At 61.3% G+C, this 20,020-nt stretch carries 17 protein-coding genes; 5 read left to right on the top strand and 12 right to left on the bottom strand.

Translation table 11 applies throughout. From position 1 onward, the window contains the following. Positions 1 to 62: 62 nt before the first annotated feature. From DWZ52_RS00145 to ftsE, 5 genes are all read right to left on the bottom strand, one after another. Positions 63 to 644 (bottom strand): VanZ family protein, encoded by a 582-nt coding sequence (locus DWZ52_RS00145; RefSeq protein ID WP_117641029.1) that lies wholly within the window; start codon positions 642 to 644, stop codon positions 63 to 65. Positions 645 to 748: 104 nt separating this feature from the next. Then, the gene (locus DWZ52_RS00140; RefSeq protein ID WP_118384608.1) at positions 749 to 1,354 is read right to left on the bottom strand and encodes a recombinase family protein; all 606 of its coding nucleotides are present in this window, start codon (positions 1,352 to 1,354) and stop codon (positions 749 to 751) included. Positions 1,355 to 1,528: 174 nt separating this feature from the next. After that, positions 1,529 to 3,664 carry a ribonuclease R family protein gene (locus DWZ52_RS00135; protein ID WP_118384607.1) on the bottom strand — a complete coding sequence of 712 codons (2,136 nt, stop codon included), beginning with the start codon at positions 3,662 to 3,664 and terminating at the stop codon, positions 1,529 to 1,531. Positions 3,665 to 3,787: 123 nt separating this feature from the next. Further along, the gene (gene ftsX / locus DWZ52_RS00130; RefSeq protein ID WP_118384606.1) at positions 3,788 to 4,708 is read right to left on the bottom strand and encodes a permease-like cell division protein FtsX; all 921 of its coding nucleotides are present in this window, start codon (positions 4,706 to 4,708) and stop codon (positions 3,788 to 3,790) included. Further along, on the bottom strand, positions 4,695 to 5,915 hold the full coding sequence (gene ftsE / locus DWZ52_RS00125; protein ID WP_118384605.1) for a cell division ATP-binding protein FtsE: 1,221 nt from the start codon (positions 5,913 to 5,915) through the stop codon (positions 4,695 to 4,697). Before ftsE ends, ftsX begins: the two co-directional genes overlap by 14 nt. A 251-nt stretch (positions 5,916 to 6,166) precedes the next feature. Between ftsE and DWZ52_RS00120 the strand changes: the two genes are divergently transcribed. From DWZ52_RS00120 to DWZ52_RS00100, 5 genes are all read left to right on the top strand, one after another. Then, positions 6,167 to 7,093, top strand: coding sequence for an Abi family protein (locus DWZ52_RS00120; RefSeq protein ID WP_118384604.1), 927 nt, complete (start codon positions 6,167 to 6,169; stop codon positions 7,091 to 7,093). Positions 7,094 to 7,631: 538 nt separating this feature from the next. Beyond that, positions 7,632 to 8,168, top strand: coding sequence for an RNA polymerase sigma factor (locus DWZ52_RS00115; protein ID WP_118094474.1), 537 nt, complete (start codon positions 7,632 to 7,634; stop codon positions 8,166 to 8,168). Further along, positions 8,161 to 8,946 (top strand): hypothetical protein, encoded by a 786-nt coding sequence (locus DWZ52_RS00110; protein WP_118384603.1) that lies wholly within the window; start codon positions 8,161 to 8,163, stop codon positions 8,944 to 8,946. Before DWZ52_RS00115 ends, DWZ52_RS00110 begins: the two co-directional genes overlap by 8 nt. Before the next feature lie 48 nt (positions 8,947 to 8,994). After that, on the top strand, positions 8,995 to 9,942 hold the full coding sequence (locus tag DWZ52_RS00105) for an ABC transporter ATP-binding protein (RefSeq protein ID WP_118384602.1): 948 nt from the start codon (positions 8,995 to 8,997) through the stop codon (positions 9,940 to 9,942). Next, complete coding sequence (locus DWZ52_RS00100; RefSeq protein WP_118384601.1) at positions 9,935 to 11,188, top strand: hypothetical protein; 1,254 nt, start codon at positions 9,935 to 9,937, stop codon at positions 11,186 to 11,188. The genes DWZ52_RS00105 and DWZ52_RS00100 overlap by 8 nt, the downstream gene beginning before the upstream one ends. Before the next feature lie 428 nt (positions 11,189 to 11,616). Here the strand turns inward: DWZ52_RS00100 and DWZ52_RS00095 are convergent, their stop codons facing one another. The 7 genes from DWZ52_RS00095 to DWZ52_RS00065 form a co-directional block, all read right to left on the bottom strand. Further along, a complete protein-coding gene (locus DWZ52_RS00095; protein ID WP_118384600.1) occupies positions 11,617 to 12,558 on the bottom strand; it encodes a transketolase family protein in 942 nt (313 codons plus the stop codon). Between the two features lies 1 nt (position 12,559). Beyond that, a complete protein-coding gene (locus DWZ52_RS00090; protein ID WP_035137416.1) occupies positions 12,560 to 13,390 on the bottom strand; it encodes a transketolase in 831 nt (276 codons plus the stop codon). Between the two features lie 208 nt (positions 13,391 to 13,598). Continuing rightward, positions 13,599 to 14,489 (bottom strand): YitT family protein, encoded by an 891-nt coding sequence (locus DWZ52_RS00085; RefSeq protein WP_118236899.1) that lies wholly within the window; start codon positions 14,487 to 14,489, stop codon positions 13,599 to 13,601. A gap of 130 nt (positions 14,490 to 14,619) precedes the next feature. Next, positions 14,620 to 15,768 carry a peptide chain release factor 2 gene (prfB, locus tag DWZ52_RS00080; protein ID WP_118384599.1) on the bottom strand — a complete coding sequence of 383 codons (1,149 nt, stop codon included), beginning with the start codon at positions 15,766 to 15,768 and terminating at the stop codon, positions 14,620 to 14,622. After that, entirely contained in the window at positions 15,768 to 18,575 is a 2,808-nt protein-coding gene (gene secA, locus DWZ52_RS00075) for a preprotein translocase subunit SecA (protein ID WP_118384598.1), read from the bottom strand. The genes prfB and secA overlap by 1 nt, the downstream gene beginning before the upstream one ends. 307 nt (positions 18,576 to 18,882) lie before the next feature. Then, positions 18,883 to 19,308: a 50S ribosomal protein L31 gene (rpmE, locus tag DWZ52_RS00070; protein ID WP_006235303.1), complete on the bottom strand. Its 426-nt coding sequence runs from the start codon at positions 19,306 to 19,308 to the stop codon at positions 18,883 to 18,885. Between the two features lie 367 nt (positions 19,309 to 19,675). Continuing rightward, on the bottom strand, positions 19,676 to 20,020 hold the full coding sequence (locus DWZ52_RS00065) for a hypothetical protein (protein ID WP_117641063.1): 345 nt from the start codon (positions 20,018 to 20,020) through the stop codon (positions 19,676 to 19,678).

Below are 20,020 nucleotides of genomic sequence, written 5' to 3'. Positions count from 1 at the left end.
AAATACGCGCGACACAAAATAATTCAACAAGGTCGCATTATCAAAAACGGGCTTGTTACCGGCTAGCGCCTCGCATGGGCGCCGATCGGCCGAGTCGCATGGCGCACCAACACCGCTGCCAGCAATACCAACAGCATCGCGGTAACATAGCCCGCAGCATCGAATCCTAAATCGATAACGTCGAAATGCCTGCCGGGAACAAAGATCTTATGTACCTGATCGCCAACGGAGCAGACGGCGCAAAAGAGCAACACGGGCACGCAACGGGAGCATACGCTCCACGGACGCCTGGAAAAGCAAACCACGACCACCGAGGCGAACAATCCGACGAAGAAAAACTCTACGGTATGGGCAACGCGACGGACGTTCGTGCCCACCCACATGCGAATGGAAGCAAGTCGGCCAGACCGGACATTCGAAGCAGCCGAATCGGTGCCCCCGGTCATCCCATTCTCGGTCTGAGCTTCACCCGCGACATCGGCAGCCTGTACGCCCGTAGCTTGACCCTCCACCACACGCGCGGTGGACTCGCTCAGCAACGACGTCTCCACCGCATTTTGCTCCGTCAGCACCCAGATGCCCGCCAGCGTTGCAGTAAACAGAACGATCGCGGTCCATCCGATTATTTGTTTTACGCGCGCCAAGGGCCTACCTCCTTTTTTGAATATCAGCGACTGTAGCCCCAAATGACATCGTCACCGTATCAAAATTTGAATCGCAACAGGAAGCGCCAAAGCGACGCAAACCCCTACCCCGCCTCGCGCATCCAGCGATCGAACGTCCCCACGCACACGCCCAGGCACTTTGCTGCCTGGCTGCGGGTAATATCGCCTGCCTCATAGCTATCGCGTACCAGCTCAAACTGAGGAGGGCACGGCTTGCGAGGTCGACCGAAACGGACCCCTCGCGCCCGCGCCGCTGCAATCCCCTCCGCCTGGCGCCGATGAATATTCTCGCGCTCCACCTGCGCCACGTAGCTCAGCAGTTGTAGCACAATATCGGCAATCAGGGTATTGGTCACATCCGGCGCGCCGCTGGCCCTGGCGCGCGTGTCAAGCAATGGCATGTCCAACACCACAATGGCAACCCCGAGCTCCTTGGTAATGCGTCGCCATTCCTCAAGAATCTCGGAGTAATTACGGCCAAGCCGGTCGATAGAAAGCACCACCAGCACGTCCCCGTCTCCCAGGATGTGCAGCAGCTCGCGATACCGCGGTCGATCGAAGTCTTTGCCGCTCGCATGGTCGGCAAAGATATTCGCCGGTTCCACGCCATAGGCGCCCAGCGCATCCAGCTGCCGATTCAGATTTTGATCACGCGAGCTCACCCGCGCATACCCGTACACCGTTGTCATCTCATCCCCGCTCTCTCGTAAACCTCCCAAAAAGGGACAGGTTTATTTTGGTAGGTTTTATCTCCCCTATAGCAGGCGGAAGACGCAAGCGCGCGAGCGGAAAGACGACTGAGCCGGCACAAAAAAGGCGGCCCCAAAAGACCGCCCCGTTCTCTATGAATCACCAAATTCCGGCTAATGAATAAGCCTGAAATCCAAGTGCCCGCGCGTGGTGTTGACGCGCGAGACCTCGATGATCACGCGCTGCCCCAGCTCGTAGCGAGTCCCCGTGTCGGCACCCGTGAGCGTGAGCGCGTCCTCATCAAACTCAAACCACTCGTTGCCCAGACTCTTGATCGAAACCAAACCCTCAACCTGTGTCAGATCCAAACGCACAAAGAGACCCATGCTGCTGACCCACGAAATCGTTCCGGCGTAGCGCTCACCCAGGCGGTCCTCGTAGTACTGGGCGATCTTGATCTTTTGCGTCGCATGGCTGGCGGCGTCGGCCGCACGCTCGGCATCGCTGCACGCGCGGCAGATTTGCGGCAGGATGCGCGGCAGGGACTCGCGACCCTTACCGATCAGCCGCGGCGTACGCACCAAGGCGTCCTTGCCGCCCAGCCGCTCGTAGGCCAGCTGCAACTTGAGTACGCGATGCACCACCAGGTCGGGATAGCGGCGAATGGGACTCGTAAAGTGGCAATAGCACGGCGCGGCAAGTGCAAAGTGGCCCTCGTTGCGCGGCTTGTACAGTGCGCGCTGCATACTGCGCAGTAGCAACGTGTTGACGAGCGGCGCATTGGCCGTACCGGCTGCGGCATCAACCGCCGCCTGCAGCTCGTCGGGGCTTCCCAGAGCAATGCCGGCCGCGCGACGGTCATCGATGATACCCAGCTGCGCCAGCGCCACGGCGGCACCGTGCAGGCTGTCGGGACTGGGATCGTCGTGCACGCGATAGCAGGCCTCGATATCGCGGTCGGCCAGCCACTCCGCCACGCACTCGTTGGCCAGCAGCATGGCTTCCTCAATCAGCGACGTGGCGCACGAGCGCTCACGGGCCACGATCTGCACGGGCACACCGTCCTCGTCCAACAGTGCACGGATCTCGGCCGTATCAAAGTCGACCGAACCGCGTGCGCGACGAATACGACGGCGAAGCTCGGCGAGCTCGTTGGCGGCTACGAGGAAATCCCCCAAGTCGACGTTATAGCCGCGGGCGGTTTTCTCGCACGCAAGCCCGCGCCCGAGCGCTTCCTCGCGCGAGGCTTCAACCGCGGCAACATCCTCGGCGGCACCCTCCAGCACCGAATACTCCACCGCACCGGCACGTACCAGCAGCGCCTCGGCGCCGTCGTAGTCCATGCGCACGCGTGAGCGAATCACGCTGGGATAGGGATCGTAATGGCGCACGCGACCCTGCGCGTCGAGCTCAATGTCGACGGTAAACGCCAGGCGATCCTCGTCGGGACGCAGCGAGCACAAATCGTTCGACAGGCGCTCGGGCAACATGGGCAGCACGCGATCGGCAAGATACACCGACGTCGTGCGATGGCGGGCTTCCAGATCGATATGTCCGTCCCAGGCAACATAGTGCGAAACGTCGGCAATATGGACACCCAGCTTGTAGCCACCCTCGAGCGTGCGCTCCAGCGAGATGGCGTCGTCAAAGTCGCGCGCGTCGACCGGATCAATCGTAATGACAAAGCGATCGCGCAGGTCTCGGCGGAGCGGGTCCTTGAGCGCCGAGGCCACGTCAAGCGAAAGCGCCTCGGCCTCGGCAAGTGCGGCCTCGGGATAGCTGTCGGTATAGCCATAGCGCGCCATCACATACTGAACGCCCAAATCGGGCGCATCATCGCCGCCAATACGGCGCTCAATCGTCACGGTGCCCGATTCCAGACGCGTCGGATATGTCAGAATGCGCGCGACGACCGCATCACCCGGATGAACGCCCAAGCGCTCCGCCGAGGTGTCCTCCGGCAGAACAAAGAAATCGGCCTTAAGGCGAGAATCAAGCGGCTCGATCACCCCGAGCGGGCCGGCGGTCTGGTACGTGCCCACCACACTGATGGCCGCACGCTCAACGACGCCCTCAATTACGGCGCGTCGCTCGCCATGCGGGCTGTTCTTAATACTTACGGCAACGGTATCGCCGTCCATAATCTCGCGCTTGCCGCGGCCCATGACCTTGTAGTCGCCGTTTTCGGTTACAACGTAGGCGCTATGCTCATGGAGCTGCACGCGTCCGGTCAGACTCGGGCGACGCTCGCTGCGCACCGGCCCGCGCTTATTGCGAGCTCCACGCTTATGCTTGTTATTGCGCCCCATGGCGCCTCCTTACTATCGATGGCCGCTTACACCCCAAGAGTCTACCCAAATGATCCCTAGGGGACAAAAAACGGGCCGCCCCCAAAAGAGACGACCCGTTGAAGGAACGAATTCCAAGCACGCCTACACGCGCAGATAGCGGCGCATGGCGATGGCGGAACCAAAGAGACCGATAATGACGCCGACCAAAATCAGCGCGGCGTAGGTCACCAGGTAGTACTGCATCGGCAGCGCAAACGACATCCAACCGATGCTCTCCTGCAAACGCGGAACCATCAGGTTACGCAGCAGCTCCAGCACGCCGATGGAAAGCAGCGAGCCCAAAATGGCCTGCAGCACGCCCTCGGTAATGAACGGCCCGCGAATGAAGCCGTTGCTTGCGCCCACCAGACGCATGATCGCGATCTCACGACGACGCGCCGTAATGGACAGGCGGATCGTGTTGTTAATGAAAATGAACGCGATAAAGGTCAGCAGGCCGACGAGCACCACAGCGGCGGTACGAATGTAGTTCGTCACCTGGAACAGGCGGCTCACTTCCTCCTGGCCGTACAGAACGCTCGCGTTAACGTCGCCGTCGTCCGCGATCTTCTGAAAATCGGCGTTCTTCTTGAGCTTCTGGGCCGTGCTCTCGACCATGGACGGATCGTCCATCTCGATGGCAAACGAAGCCGGCAGTGGGTTCTGACCGTCAAGCGCGCTCATGGTAGCGTCGGCGTTACCCGACATCTTGCTCGTGTACTCGGCCAGTGCGTCGTCCTTGTCCTTGTACGTCACGGACTTGACGTTGCTCCACGTCTTGAGTTCGGCCTCAAAGGCCTGAACATCTGCCTGGTCGGCGTCATCGCTAATAAAGGCGTTGATGACGACCTGATCCTCGACGGTGCCGATCACGGAGTTCAGCATCGCGGAACCCATAATGAACAGGCCGATGATAAACAGCGAAAGGAAAATCGTGATGACGGCGCCGAGCGAGGTGGTCCAGTCACGGAAGAAGTGGCTGATTGCCTCTTTGAGCGAGTAGCCCACGTTAGTTGGTGCCATAGTTGCCGTAACCTCCCCTCTCCTGGTCGCGGATTACGTGGCCGCCCTCGAGGGCGATCACGCGACGGTGCATGCTATCGACCATCTCGCGGTCGTGCGTAGCGACGATCACGGTGGTACCGGTGCGGTTAATGCGCTCGAGCAGCTTCATGATGCCCAGCGAAATCGCCGGATCGAGGTTGCCCGTGGGTTCGTCGCAGATAAGCAGCGGCGGGCGGTTGACCATAGCGCGGGCAACGGCCACGCGCTGCTGCTCGCCACCGGAAAGCTGATCGGGCAGCGAGTCCATCTGGTCGGCCAGACCGACCAGACGCAACACCTCGGGCACCTGGCTGCGAATGACGCCCTTGGGCTTGCCGATGCACTGCAGGGCAAACGCCACGTTTTCGTAGGCGGTCTTTTGCGGCAGGAGCTTAAAGTCCTGGAACACGGCGCCAATCTGACGACGCAGGAACGGAACTTTGCGGTTCTTGATCTTCATGAGATCCTGGCCGGCGACCAAAATGCGACCGCTTGTGGGCTTGACGTCGCGGTTGAGCGTCGACAGCAGCGTGGTCTTACCCGAGCCGGAGTGACCGACCAAAAAGACGAACTCGCCCGGATAGATTTCGATGTTGATGTCGTCGAGTGCGGGCTTGTTGGGCTGCGCCGGATAGATCTTGGTGACGTGCTCCATAAGGATGACGGGCTCGACACCGGCCTGCTTGGCCATCTTTTTGCGGCTGGCCTGCGGGTCGATGGGCGCAAACACCGACGTGAAGTCGGGGTTGTTGAGCGCGCTGTCGAGGCTTGCAACCTCGGCGGCCTGATCGCGCTCGACCACGGGAGCCGCAGGCTGCGTGGGGTCGGGAATGCCGGCAAAAAGACCGGACTGCGCGGGCTGCGGCGCGGGAGCCGCAGGGGCCAAGGGGTCGGGGATGCCGGCCATGGTAGGCTGCGGCGTGGCGGCGCTCATCTGAGGCTGAGCCACGCGGGCGGTCACCGTCTGAACGGGCTCAAAGCCAGCCGTGCCGGAAAGCGCAACATCGTTGTTGGGGTTGTAGGCAAAGGGATCTGCCGCCGGCTGTGCCTGATCTGCCGGCTGTGCGGGGATCGGGCTAAACAGCTGATCCTCTGAATCCGGAGTGGCGAAACGACTGCCCGCGACGCTCGGCTGCGTCTTGGGGGCTTCATCGCCCGCACCGGAGGTACGGAAGTGGTTACCCACTGGTGCTCCTTATCGTCGTGCGTTTAAACTACATGAGCGCTTTGTATTTTAGCAGGATTGCCTTTGCTGCACATAAGAAGCATGGCGCGCCTTGGATTCCCGTCGGCCCCCTTGAATATCAACTTCATCCGAACACCTCCCCCGTCCGCCTCAATCGGGTATACTTCAGTCATTGTGAAAAGCCCTAGGGCTTTTAGCGGCTGCGGGTACCTGTACCTTCAGCCGCATTTTTCTTATCTTTTGGAGCCGATATGGGAGATTCCGGCACCGCCACAACAAGGGAACGGCCACTCATCGGCGCCGCCCAGCAAGTCCGCCACCTCAAGGACCGAGGGGTCCGCTTCGAGCTGACAGACGAGCGGGAGGCCGAGCGGTTCCTGCGAGAGAGCAACTTCTTCAAGGTGAAGGCGTTCGCGAAGTGCTTCTCCCGCTACACCAACCCCGACTCGGAGCACTTCGGCTCCTACATCAACCTCGACTTCGCCCACCTCGCCGAGCTCACGAGGCTCGACCACCACCTTCGCGAGACAGTCCTCTCCCTCACGCTCGACATCGAGCACTACATGAAGGTCGAGCTCAACAAGATGATCATGGACGAGGGAGACGATCCCTACGAGCTCATGGCGTCCTTCTTCAATTCCGAGCGCGAGAGAAAGGTCAGGGTACTCGAGAAGAGGGTCGATCTCGACTCTGTTCGGTCGAAAGCCCCGACGGTCATGGGCCTGTCCGGAGACCTGGCCGCCCAGGACGCCGAGACCGTCATCTCCGCTCTAGCCTCCATTCTGCACCTTGCATCGGATTCGCTCGACGGGATAGACCCCGAGCACACCGAGAGGAGTCTCGCCGGGCTGGGAGGGTCCTCATACACCCGCGGGCTCATCGAGAAGTACGGAGACCCTGGACACATGGCGGTCGAGGAGCTGGGGATCGACCGCGAGCTCGTGTCACTCACTAAGAGAGCGCCCATCGTCCACGACTTCACCGCCCTCGCCCTCTGCTACATGCACATAGCCAAGAGCGAGAACGCAAGAGGGGACGCCGCCGGGCAGCTCCGAGCCCTGCGCAGACGATTCATGGCGCACAGGGACTACTTCTCCAAGCAGGGCGAGCTGAAGAACGGCCTGGCCATGCTCAGCGAGGTCATGGACAAGACGGCTGACCGGCTCTCACGGCCATAGCGGACACGTCTCGTAGCACCAGAAGTCAGCTCTCCGCATCCATCACCGCCCAGCCCACAGGTGCAATACTCGGAATAGATATTAGACAAGAGAGACAGGTGGCCTGATAGTCCCCCGATTTTGTCCTGCGCTGCATCGAGGCGGAGGCATATACCGCCTTTCGAGCGCGCGTGACGCCGACGTATAGCAGGCCGATTTCCTCGATGAGCCCGTCTGGCGCTCTGCGCATCGACCCGAAGGCAAAGGGAGCCCAGAAGCTTGACGCTGCCATCAAGGCATGGCAGGACGCACAGGAGAACCTCAAGTCGGGGAAGATGACTCGGGACGGTTACGGTCTCCGGCGCGTCTCGTTCAAATGACCAGAGCGGTTTGGGAAAGCGAATAAGCTCCCTTTCTGCCTGCCACACCCTCGCATATCCGCCACTCACCGAGCATCGCTGACTGCGGTTTCCCCCATTGCATGGGACGTAAATTTCAAAATTCCGCGCACATCCCGGCGCCAAACCACGTTATGCCCTATAGGAGGTGAGGGAAGAGAATGCAAGGCTTTCCATACGGCAGCAACGGCAGGACGGACGCGCCAGGCCGCGAAAACGACTCTTTGGTGGGGCGCTTCGCAGAGGAGCACTACGACGAGGTATACCGCTACTGCGCGCGAAGGCTCCCCTCGAAAGAGGATGCCCGAGACGTGACTCAGGAGGTGTTCCTTCGACTCGTGCGGAGCGATGCGCTATACGCCGAGCATGGAAAGCCCCTCGCGTATCTCTACACCTGCGCGCGCAACGTCTGTGCCGACTTCTACCGAGGCCAAAAACCGGTTGGCACCTTGGACGAGGACGATGCGCCGGCAATTCCTGACGCGCGGCATGTGGACATGGACGGACGGCTGATCATGGCAGACGCCCTTGCCCGCCTTACGGAAGAGGAGCGCGAGATCATCGAGCTGCGCTACGGCCAGGACCTGCCTATGTCCGACATCTCCGCCGTGACGGGGAAGTCGAGGTTCGCCCTCTATCGAATCGAGCGGCGCGCGCTCGGCAGGCTCAAGGAACTGATGGGAGAAGGCCATGAATGACTCGAAGCTAAAGGATGCGCTGAGGAGCTACTACGCCGCTGACGCGGCATCCCCCGACGCTTCGGCGCGCAAGCGCACCTTGCTGCTCGTGGAAGCAGAGGCGGCTCGCGCCTGCGGAGGCGCGAGGGAGGCGGGTTACATCCCGCTCTGGCGGTTCGTCGCGAGCCAGGTTCGGTTCGTGCGTCCCTGGGCATGGATGCTCCAGATCGCGCTTCTGGCATGCATGCTCGTTCTCGTCGGTGAGATCGGCCCGCACTCGGGAAGCCCCATCGTCGTCATGGCGGCATCGGCCCTCTCGGTTGCCATAGCGGCACCATCGGTATTCAAGAGCTTCGAGACCCGCGTCTGCGAGATGGAGTACTCATGCCGGTTCAGCTGCGTGCAAGTGCTGGCGAGCAGGCTTTTGCTTTTCGGCCTGGCCGACGTGCTTTGGATTACGCTCGCCGTTGCGGCAGTGCCAACGCTCGCGGGGATCGACGCGCTTCGCGTACTGCTGTACGCATGCACGCCGTTCTTCTGCTCGTGTGCCACCTGCTTCTATGCGGCGCGCCGTCTGCCGGGCAACTCGCTCGTCGCCAGCGTCGCTCCCGCGATGTCCGTACTCGCGGCGCTCTGGCTGCTGAGCGCGACGTTCCCCCTCTGGTACGAGGGTGCGTCTCTCGCCGTATGGGTCGCGGCGCTCATGGCCTCCATGGCGCTCGCCGCCCTGGAGGCGTCAAGGCTCATGCGCTGCGTCTCGGGCGGCCTCTCGCCACACCTGTCAAAGGCGGCGCTCTAGCTCTCCTCCTGCTTATCTGCAACATCGAACGAAGGACAAGGAACGAACATGGAACTCAGGCTCGACAGGCTCACCAAGCAGTTCGGCAGCCATATCGCTGTCGATCGCGTGAGCTTCAGCTTCACGCCCGGCGTCTACGGCCTACTCGGGGCCAACGGCGCGGGCAAGACCACGCTCATGCGCATGATATGCGACGTCATGAGGCCGACATCGGGAAGCGTGCTGTTCGGGGGCACCCCCATAGACCAGCTTGGCGACGGCTATCGGGCGCGCCTCGGGTACCTGCCCCAGGACTTCGGCTACTACCCGGATTTCACGGCTTGCGACTTCATGATGTACCTGGCATCGCTCAAGGGGCTCACCGCGCAGCAGGCGAAAGTGCGCACGCGCGAACTCTTGGGCGTTGTCGGCCTCGCAGAGGCCGCAAAGCGGAAGGTCAAGACCTTCTCCGGCGGCATGAAGCAGCGGCTCGGCATCGCCCAGGCGGTGCTCAACGACCCGTCCGTCCTCGTGCTCGACGAGCCCACCGCGGGGCTCGACCCCAAGGAGCGCGTCCGCTTCCGCAACCTCATATCCTCTCTCGCCCAAGAAAAGATCGTCATCCTCTCCACGCACATCGTCTCGGACGTGGAGTACATCGCCGACGAGATTCTCGTGATGCGCGCTGGCGGCATCATCACGACGGGCACGGTCGAAGAGATCACGGGGGACATCAGGGGATGCGTCTGGGAGTGCGCTGTCGCTCCGAGGGAGGCAGACGCCATGTCGGCATCGCTCACGGTGGGCAACATCCACTACGCCCAGGACGGCTCTGCCATCGTTCGCGTGGTGGCGCAGCAGCGTCCGCATCCGAGTGCGCGCGCCGTGGAGCCGACGCTGGAGGACGTCTACCTCTACCTCTTCCAAGAGCAGTCCGGGTGCCTGCCGGTTTCGCAAACGAAAGCGGAAGTGGGGCAGGACGCAATCGCACGCAGGAAAGGAGCGCACCGTGGGTAGCCTCATCAGATACGAGCTCAAGAAGATGCTCTCAAGGCGCGTCTCGCAGGTCTCTATAGCAGCCGTCCTGGTGTTGGTCGCGGTCATAGCCTTCTTCTACGTAACGTCCCAGTACGCCCTCGAACCCAAGGAGATGGGCACCGAATTCGAGGGCACTGCCGCCATCGCCCAGATAAAGGCAAACGCGGAAGCGCTCGCAGGCCCCATCACCGACAAGAAGGCCACCGAGGCGCTCCGCGAGTTCAAGGAGTTCGTCGGTCCGGACGGCGAGGTCAAGGAAGAGTACAGAATGGACAGAAAGCCCTACGGGGAAAAGGCGGACGAGTACTGGGAGTTCAGAGCGAAGAACGGCTCCCTTATGGCGCTGCTGACAAGCCCTTGGATGCAAGACAACCAGATGCCCGTGTCCGCGGTAGCCACTATCGACACGACTGGCACCGTCGACCTCTACGGACAAGTCCGCTCGAAGATAGTCTCCGCGCTCCACGCGAACGGGGCCCTCTCGTACAACGACGAGGAGAGGGCGTTCTGGAGCGAGAAGGCGCAAGGTGTGCACACGCCCATCGAGTACGGATACGCAGGAGGGTGGGCGGAGTTCCTCAACCTCGCCCAGTTCCTCATATTCGCGATGCTCGCAGTCGTGATAACGTGCGCATCGGTGTTCAACGGGGAGTACCGGGCCAAAACCGACGCCATCCTGCTGTCCACCAAGTTCGGCAAATCAAGGCTCGGGCGCGCGAAGGCGGCAGCCTCTGTGATCGCGGCAAGCGCCATATACTGGGTCTTCACACTCGTCTTCCTGGCAATACCGCTCGTCTTCTACGGAGCCGACGGCGCAGGTCTACCCATCCAGATCTGCAACATCACATGCACCTACGGCATAAGCCTGTCAGCCGCCGCCCTCATATGCTGCCTCGTCGGGTATCTCGCAACCCTCGCCCTCCTTGGGATAGTGCTTGCGCTGTCGGCCAAGGTAGACAGCCCCATGGGAATCCTCGCAGTCGGCGTTGCTCTCATCTTGATTCCGATCTTCGTGCCGACGATGACGAGCAGCATCGCGAACCACATCATCTACCTGTTCCCCTACGACGCACTGAACCCCTTGAACCTCTTCGACATGGTCTCGTACGCCATAGGCCCTGTCGTGGTCGAGCTCCCCGTGTTCCTCGCTGCTTTCTACCTTCTGCTTTTCGCGGCGGGCATTGTTCTCGCGATAAGGACGTTCAAACGCCATCAGGTTGCCTGATGATGTCAAGCAGAGCCGTTGCCGCCAAGAATGCATGAATCGGCGAACCTTCGAGTGATTGCGCACCATCTGGGCGAAGGTGGATTGTCTGAAGGCGGGAGTTAATCCCGCCTTCTTGTTATCGCGCCGCCGATTTAGCTCGCAACGCCCTGGCCTGCGGGTGCCAGCCCCGAAATTTACTCCCTCTTTCTGACCTGCGGAAACTCACGTATGTCAGGGCGAAATCCTCTCCGATTCGCCTCTGGCTGTTAGGGTTTAGGGCTGAACGTTGCGCAACTGCGCCCTGGCCCGACCGTAAAACCTCTCTAACTTCTTTCCCCGCCGCCTTCAAACACAAAGCCGGGGTGCCCTCCACATGGAAGGCGCCCCGGCTTATTCGTTACCCAATGCGAAAAGCGGCTCTCAAGTTAAGGCCAAAGCAGACCGCCCTAGGCCAAGAACTCCTTGGTGGTTGCCACGATGTTGGCGGCGTCCAGGCCGTACCTGTGCAGGAGTTCGGCACCCGGACCGGACTCGCCAAAGGTGTCGTTGACGCCAATCTTCTTGAGCGGCGTCGGGCACTGCTCACACAGAACGTCGGCAACGGCGCTGCCCAGGCCACCGATCACGGAGTGCTCCTCGACGGTCACGACGTGACCGGTCTTGGTGGCGCTCTTGACGATCAGGTCGGCGTCGATGGGCTTGATGGTATGCATGTTGATGACCTCGGCATCGATGCCCTCGGCAGCGAGCTGCTCGGCGGCCTCGAGGGCCTCGCCAACCATTAGGCCGCAGGCGATGATGGTGACGTCGGTGCCCTCGCGCATGACGATGCCCCTGCCTACCTCGAACTTGTAGGTCTCGGGGTCGTTGATGACCGGCGAGGCCAGACGGGCAAAGCGCATGTACACGGGGCCGTCGCACTCGTAGGCGGCGCGCGTCACGGCACGAGCCTCCACGTCGTCGGCGGGAACGATAACGGTCATGCCAGGGATAACGCGCATGAGGGCGATATCCTCGCAGCACTGGTGCGTGGCGCCGTCCTCGCCCACCGAGATGCCGGCGTGCGTGGCACCGATCTTAACGTTGAGGTGCGGGTAGCCGATGGAGTTGCGGACCTGCTCAAAGGCGCGACCGGCAGCGAACATGGCAAAGGTACTCGCGAAGGCAACACGACCAGTGGTCGCGATACCGGCGGCGACGCCCATCAGGTTGCTCTCGGCGATACCCACGTCGAAGAAGCGGTCGGGGCAAGCGGCCTTAAACTTACCGGTCTGCGTGGCGGCGGCCAGGTCGGCGTCGAGGACCACAAAGTCATCGTGCTCGTTGGCGAGCTCGACGAGGGCCTCGCCGTAGCTTACACGCGTGGCGATTTTCTTGACGTCTGCCATCCTAGAGCTCCTCTCCGGCGGCCGTGAGCTCTGCCATGGCCTGCTCAAACTGTTCATCGTTGGGGGCCTTGCCGTGCCAACCAACCTGGTTCTCCATAAAGGACACGCCCTTGCCCTTCAGGGTCTCGGCGATAATGGCGGTCGGCTGGCCCTTGGTAGCGCGAGCCTCGGCAAAGGCGGCGCGGATCTGATCGAAATCGTTGCCGTCGGCAAGCTCCACCACGTGGAACTTAAAGGCGCGGAACTTGTCGGCGAGCGGCATGGGGTCGTTGACCTCCTCGACGGGACCGTCGATCTGCAGGCCGTTGTGGTCGACGATCACACAGAGGTTGTCGAGCTGCTGGTTGCCGGCAAACATGGCGGCCTCCCAAACCTGGCCCTCCTCGCTCTCGCCATCGCCCAGCAGGGCGTACGTGCGATAAGTATCGCCCCAGTGCTTGGCGGCAACGGCCATGCCCACGGCGGCGGAGATGCCCTGGCCGAGCGAACCGGTGGACATGTCAACGCCCGGGGTGTCGTTCATGTTGGGGTGACCTTGCAGGTGGCTGCCGATGTGGCGCAGCGTCTCGAGATCCTCCTTGGGGAAGAATCCGCGCTCGGCGAGCACGGCGTACAGACCAGGCGCGCAATGACCCTTGGAAAGCACGAAGCGATCGCGGTCGGCCTTGCGGGGGTCGGCCGGGTCGACGTTCATTTCCTCAAAGTACAGATAGGTCATGATGTCGGCAGCGCCGAGCGAACCGCCCGGATGGCCGGACTTGGCAGCGTGCACGCCGGTGACGATGCCCTTCCTTACCTCGTTGGCAACCTTTTTGAGCTCTTCGTCGCTCATTGTGCCTTCCTTTCATTCTCTTAAGACAAGATGCGCACGGCACGGAAAGGTAGTCCCAACACAGCCGCGATGCACGTACGTCATTCATTATGCTGGAAACTGGAAGCTTTACCAGAGTATTTATCATTATTTGAACAATTGAGCAGGCAGAACCGCTGATGAAACGGTTTATCAATGTGAACGTCTTTTGGATGGAACGCAGTCGGCCCTACGCGTTAATGTCCTTGAAGCCCTCACCGAAGGTCTCCGTGACATCGGCCACCGTCACGATAGCATGCGGGTCGCGCTCACGCACAATGGTCTTGAGCGTGTTGAGCTCGCGACGGCTCACGATTACCATGATTACCGGCTTCTCGGCGCCCGAGTACATGCCGGTCGCCTTAAACTTGGTGCAGCCGCGACCCAGGCCATACATGATGTCGGCCGCGATATCGGGAAACTTGTCCGAGATGATGAGCACCATACGGCGCCTGTTGCCACCGTCGACCACGGCATCGATCACGTAGCCGCTAATGACCATCGAAAGGCCCGCATACAGCGCGTTTTCGACCGAAAAGACCGGGGCCGACAGCGCGCACACGGCAACATCGATCGCCATGACGGTGGAGCCCACCGGTAGTGACGTATTGCGCGAGATAATCTGACCGATGGTGTCAGAGCCGCCAGTGTTGGCACCGGCGCGCAGCACCATGCCGTAGCCAATGCCCGTGATGATGCCGCCCCACATAGCGGGCAGCATCAGGTCGGCATGTGCCAGCGGCGCCACAAACGGAGCGAACAGGTCGGTGAAGAAGCCCAGCAGCACAAAGCCCGTCGCCGTCTGGACCACGTAGAACATGCCACCCTCGCGCATAACGACCAGTAGCAGCAAGGCATTCATCACGATGGTTTGAATACCGACAGGCAGCGAGATGCCATGCGAGGCGCCGACCGCCTGGATAATCGTGGCGAGACCCGTAACGCCGCCGGCAGCAAGACCGTTGGGAATCAAAAACAGGTCCGTCGCGATAGCCGCCAGGGCGCAGCCAAACATGATCTTGGGCAAGTCATGAAAGAAGTTCAGCGAAAGAATGCGCTTGATGTCCAGACGATATGCCATGCTGCCTCCCTCAAAAAAGCGCACCCAAACGAGTGCGCTTTGAACTTCTTACTGTATTCGATTCTACCGATTCACCGGGCAAATACCACCCCTGCGAAGTGTTTGTATGGACCCGGAGCCAACCATGTGCCTAGGCGTCCGAGCCTTCCGCACCGGCGTTGCCGGTAGCCCAACGGTGATAGCCAATTACAAACGGATCCAGATCGCCATCGTCGAGAACGGCCTCGACGTTGCTGGTCTCCACACCCGAGCGCAGGTCCTTGACCATCTGATACGGGTAGAGCACGTAGCTGCGAATCTGGTTACCAAAACCGATCGTGGTCTTGGGTCCACGAATCTCGTCGAGCGCCTCGGCGCGCTTCTCGAGCTCGATCTCGTACAGACGGGCCTTGAGAATCTGCATGCACGCGGCCTTGTTTTGAATCTGGCTGCGCTCGTTTTGGCAAGTGACAACGATGCCGCTGGGAAAATGCGTCACGCGTACGGCGGAGTCGGTGGTGTTGACGCCCTGTCCGCCCGGGCCGCTCGCGTGATACACGTCCACGCGGATATCGTCGGGACTGATCTCGATGTCGATATCGTCAGGCAGCACGGGGATGACCTCAACGCCGGCAAACGTGGTCTGGCGGCGCTTCTTGTCGTCGGTGGGGCTAATGCGCACCAGACGGTGGACGCCGGCCTCGGCGCGCAGCATGCCAAACGCGTCCTTACCCTCGACGGTAAAGGTCGCACGGTCGATGCCGATGACCTCGGCTGCGGGGCAGTCGTTAATGGTGGCCTTCCAGCCGCGACGCTGGCAGTACTTCATGTACATCTTGAAGAGCATGAAGGTCCAGTCCTGCGCCTCCAGGCCGCCCTGTCCGGGCTTGATGGTCACAATCGCGTCGCCGTGATCGAACTCACCGGTAAACCAGCTCGAAAGCTCGAGCTCGTCGATAGCGCGGGCCAGGCGTTCTGCCGTAGCGGCAGCCTCCTCGCGCAATGCGGCGGCATCGGGGTCGTCGCCCATCTCCTCGGCAAGCTCCAGCGCCGCGCGGGCGTCAGATAACTCGCCGCGCGCGGTATCCACGGCAGCGATATCTTCCTTGGCGCGAGCGATCTCCTCCATGGTGGCGCGAGCGGCGTCGGCGTCATCCCAAAAGCCGGGGGCCACGCTTTTGGCCTCGAGCTCGGTCACGCGCGTGCGCTTCTCGTCCAAATGAAGATACGACTCGACCTCGCCGAGCCGGTCCGCAAACGCGTCCAGCTCGGCGGGCGTTACCTCTAAAGCCTCGGCCATTAACGATTCCTGCCGTGGCAGTACTTGAACTTCTTGCCGCTGCCGCAGGGGCAAAGGTCATTGCGGCCAACGTTGACGTACGGATCGTCGCTCTCGTCCTTGCGGTAGGTGGTCACCTTGCCACCGTTGTTGACGGCGGCCGGGCCTCCCTGGACGGCCGTACGGGCCTGCACCTGTGCCTGCTTGCGCAGCACCGAGTTGCCGTTATCGCCATCGACATCGGCGGGGCCGGAGAAGCGCGCGCCCTCGAGCGCGGGGTCCTCCTTGTGCTCCACGGCGTGCGGGGCGGCCTTGATCTCGATGCGCAGGACGGTGCGCAGGTAATCCTCATACATGGTGTCGACGAGCATCTGGAAGGCACCATAAGCCTCGGTCTTGTACTCGACCAGCGGGTCGCGCTGACCAAAGCCGCGCAGTCCGATACCAGTCTTGAGGTAGTCCATCTCCTGCAGGTAGTTCATCCAGCGGGTATCGATGACGCGCAGCATGACCTGGGTGTTGAGCTCGCGCATGAGGTCCTCACCCAGGCGCTCGGCCTTCATGTTGTAGCACTTCTCGACGTAGGCCAGGACATCGGCAGCCAGGGCCTCAAAGTCCTCGTCGGGGAACTTGGGCGTATCGATATGCCCGGTGAGCTCCACGACCCACTTGCGCAGGCCCTCGAGATCGCGCTCGCCATCGTGGCTGTCCTTGGTGCAGAACTCCTGCACGCAGCGGTACACGGTGTCGTGCATGACCTCGGTGATGTGGTCGGTCAGATCCTTGCCGTCCAGAATCTTGTTGCGCTCGGCGTAGATGACCTGGCGCTGCTTGTTCATGACGTCATCGTACTCGAGGACGCTCTTGCGCATGGAGAAGTTGATGCTCTCGACCTTGTGCTGGGCGCTCTCGACGGCCTTGGAGATGATCTTGTGCTGGATGGGCATGTCGTCGCCCATGTCGGCGGTGATCATCATCTTGGAGACACGGTCCATCTTGTCGCCGCCGAACAGGCGCATGAGGTCGTCCTCGAGCGACAGGTAGAACTGAGTCTCGCCCGGATCGCCCTGACGACCGGAGCGGCCGCGCAGCTGGTTGTCGATACGACGGGACTCATGGCGCTCGGTGCCGATGACGGTCAGGCCGCCGGCGGCAAGCACGCGCTCGCGCTCGGCCTTGCAGGTCTCCTTGGCCTCGGCGTTAAACTGCTCGAGCTGCTCGGGCGTCACGTCCTCCATGGTCAGGCCCTCGTACTCCAGGCGCTCGCGCACCAGCTCGTCGGGGTTGCCGCCCAGCAGGATGTCGGTACCACGACCGGCCATGTTAGTAGCGATGGTCACGGCGCCGTAGCGTCCGGCCTGGGCAACGATATGAGCCTCGCGCTCGTGATGCTTAGCGTTGAGGACCTCGTGCGCGATGCCGCGCTTGGTAAGGGCAGCCGACAGCTTCTCGGAGCTTTCGATGGAGACGGTGCCCACCAGGACCGGCTGGCCCTTGGCGTGACGTCGCTCGACGTCGTCGGCAACGGCGTTGTATTTGGCCTGGATGGTGCGGTACACCAGGTCCTCGTGGTCAACACGCTGCACGGGCTTGTTGGAGGGGATGACCTCGACGGGTAGCTTGTAGATCTCGCGGAACTCGGCATCCTCGGTGAGTGCCGTACCGGTCATGCCGGAGAGCTTGTCATACAGACGGAAGTAGTTCTGCAAGGTGATGGTAGCCAGCGTCTGGTTCTCCTCGCGCACGAGCACGCCCTCTTTGGCCTCGATGGCCTGATGCAGGCCCTCGGAGTAGCGGCGGCCTTCCATGATGCGGCCGGTGAACTCGTCGACGATCTTGACCTCGCCGTTGGTGACCACGTACTGCTTGTCGCGGTGGAACATGTACTGGGCCTTCAGCGCCTGCTGCAGGTGGTTGACCAGTTGGCCAGAGAGATCGGCATAGATGTCATCGATACCCAGGCGGCGCTCGATCTTCTTAAGACCGCGCTCGGTGGCAGCGATGGTGTGCTTGGCCTCGTCCATGACGTAGTCGCCCGTTGGTTCAACGTCCTCGGTGGCGGTAAGCATGTCGTGCGACACGTCCTCGCCGCGCTCAAGGCCACGCACGGCACGCGCGAAGTCCTTGTAGGTACTGGCGGACTTGGTGCCAGCGCCCGAGATGATCAGCGGGGTGCGAGCCTCATCGATCAGGATGGAGTCAACCTCGTCGACGATGGCGTAGTTGTGGCCGCGCTGCACGCGCTGCTCGGGACGGGTAACCATGTTGTCGCGCAGGTAGTCGAAACCGAACTCGGAGTTGGTACCGTAGGTGACGTCTGCCTGGTAGGCCGGGCGCTTAAGCTCGAGCGGCATGTTGTTCTGGAGCAGACCGACGGTCATGCCCAGGTACTTGTAGATGCGGCCCATCCACTCGGAGTCGCGCTTGGCAAGGTAATCATTGACAGTAACGACGTGCACGCCCTTGCCGGCAATAGCGTTGAGATAGCCGGCCAACGTGGAGACGAGGGTCTTGCCTTCGCCAGTCTTCATCTCGGCGATGTGGCCCTCGTGCAGTGCCATGGCGCCAATGAGCTGCACGTCAAAGTGGCGCATACCCATGGTGCGCTTGGAAGCCTCGCGCACGGTGGCAAAGGCCTCGGGGAGCATGTCGTCGAGCGACTCACCGTTGGCGTAACGCTCACGGAACTTATCGGTCTGGCCGCGGAGTTCCTCCTCGGTCATCTTCTCAAACTGGGGCTCAAGACCGTTGATCTGGTCGACGATCTTGTAGTAGCGCTTAAGGTCCTTATCGGATCCAAAGGACAGCAGCTTTGACATGAATCCCATGTGGTTTTCCTTTTTGGCCATCGCCCACGCCGTGCAGCTGCGGGCGAGTTAAACACAGATGATTGTACTTTAGCCAAACAAGGCGCGGCCTATACGGTCGACCTCGACCGCCACGTAATAACTATGACCAACCTGCCGCAATGGAACAGGTTTATTTTGGCAGGTTTTATCTGAGCAAACGCCGTCTCTCTGCCATTTGGTGCCACGGGGACAGGTTAGCTTGCGCCAATAAAAAGAAAAGGGCCGCGCACCCAAATGGATGCACGGCCCTCATGCCATGAATGCGAGTGATTCCGCGGCGAGCTATTTACTCAGCAGCCTCGGTGGTCTCGGCCTCGGCAGCGGCCTCCTCGACGGGAGCCTCTGCGGGAGCCTCGGCGGCCTGCTTGGCAGCCTCCTCGGCGAACTTAGCGGCACGCTTAGCCTTCTCGGCAGCCTTAGCCTCAGCGGCGGCCTTGCGAGCGGCCTCGGCCTCAGCAGCCTTGGCGGCCTTGGCAGCCTTGGCCTCCTCAGCCTTCTTGAGCTGGGCGGCAGCGGCGCCACCGAACTTGTCGGCGAAGCGCTGGACGCGTCCACCGGTGTCGACGAACTTCTGCTGGCCGGTGTAGAACGGGTGGCACTCGTTGCAAAGCTCGACCTTCATCTCGGACACGGTAGCGTGCGTCTTGAAGGTGTTGCCGCAGGAGCACGTCACCGTGCACTCGACATACTGGGGATGGATACCCTGCTTCATGGTAGGACTCCTTATTGGTCAGGCGCTGGTTACCGATCAGCGCATAAGGCGTCTTGGTTTCCGACCAAGACAACAAACTCGGCTATGGTACCACGGCGCCGCGTGTCCCACAAAAGGTTCACGGTCTTTTCGGAACGACACGAATCTGACCCATCGAAACACATCTCCACCGTTCCTTCAACTGGGAAAATGCCGTCCCCGGGGCCTGAGAAGGGCCCCGGGGACGTTCGACTGACTGCGGGAACGGCCTTTCCGCTCAATGTGTTCGGCTGAGATCGGAAATCAACCAAACTGAACTAGGTTCAGTTGACATGGTTAAAAACGAGGGGCGACGCTTTTGCGTCACCCCTCGTCCCGGCCGGTTGCTTTAGTTGTACACACGGTAGTTACACTTGAACTGGGTTATGTGTCCATAGTTGGAGCGGTACCAACCCGACGTATAGCTGATTGCCTCTGCGCCTAGATAGTCGTAGCCCTTGTTGTAGCGAAGCTGACGGTAGATCGTGTCGTACTCTGCTACGTAAAACGTGTCTCCAGAGAAGGCTTTGTACCGGTCTTTAACCGTCGAAGCCATGTACGCGGGTTCGACATCGCCTTTCTCTCCGTTGAGCGCATAGACGGGTGCCGCGATTCCGCATAAAGCCGTTGCCACGAGGATGGCGTAGACAGCCATGCGCGACGCGTTGGACTTCAGCTGTTCAAATAGTTTCAT

It is taken from the genome of Collinsella sp. AF33-16, assembly GCF_003475325.1.
GTDB lineage: Bacteria > Actinomycetota > Coriobacteriia > Coriobacteriales > Coriobacteriaceae > Collinsella.
Note: the sequence above shows the minus strand (reverse complement) of the source record. Positions and strands in the feature narration are given on the sequence as shown.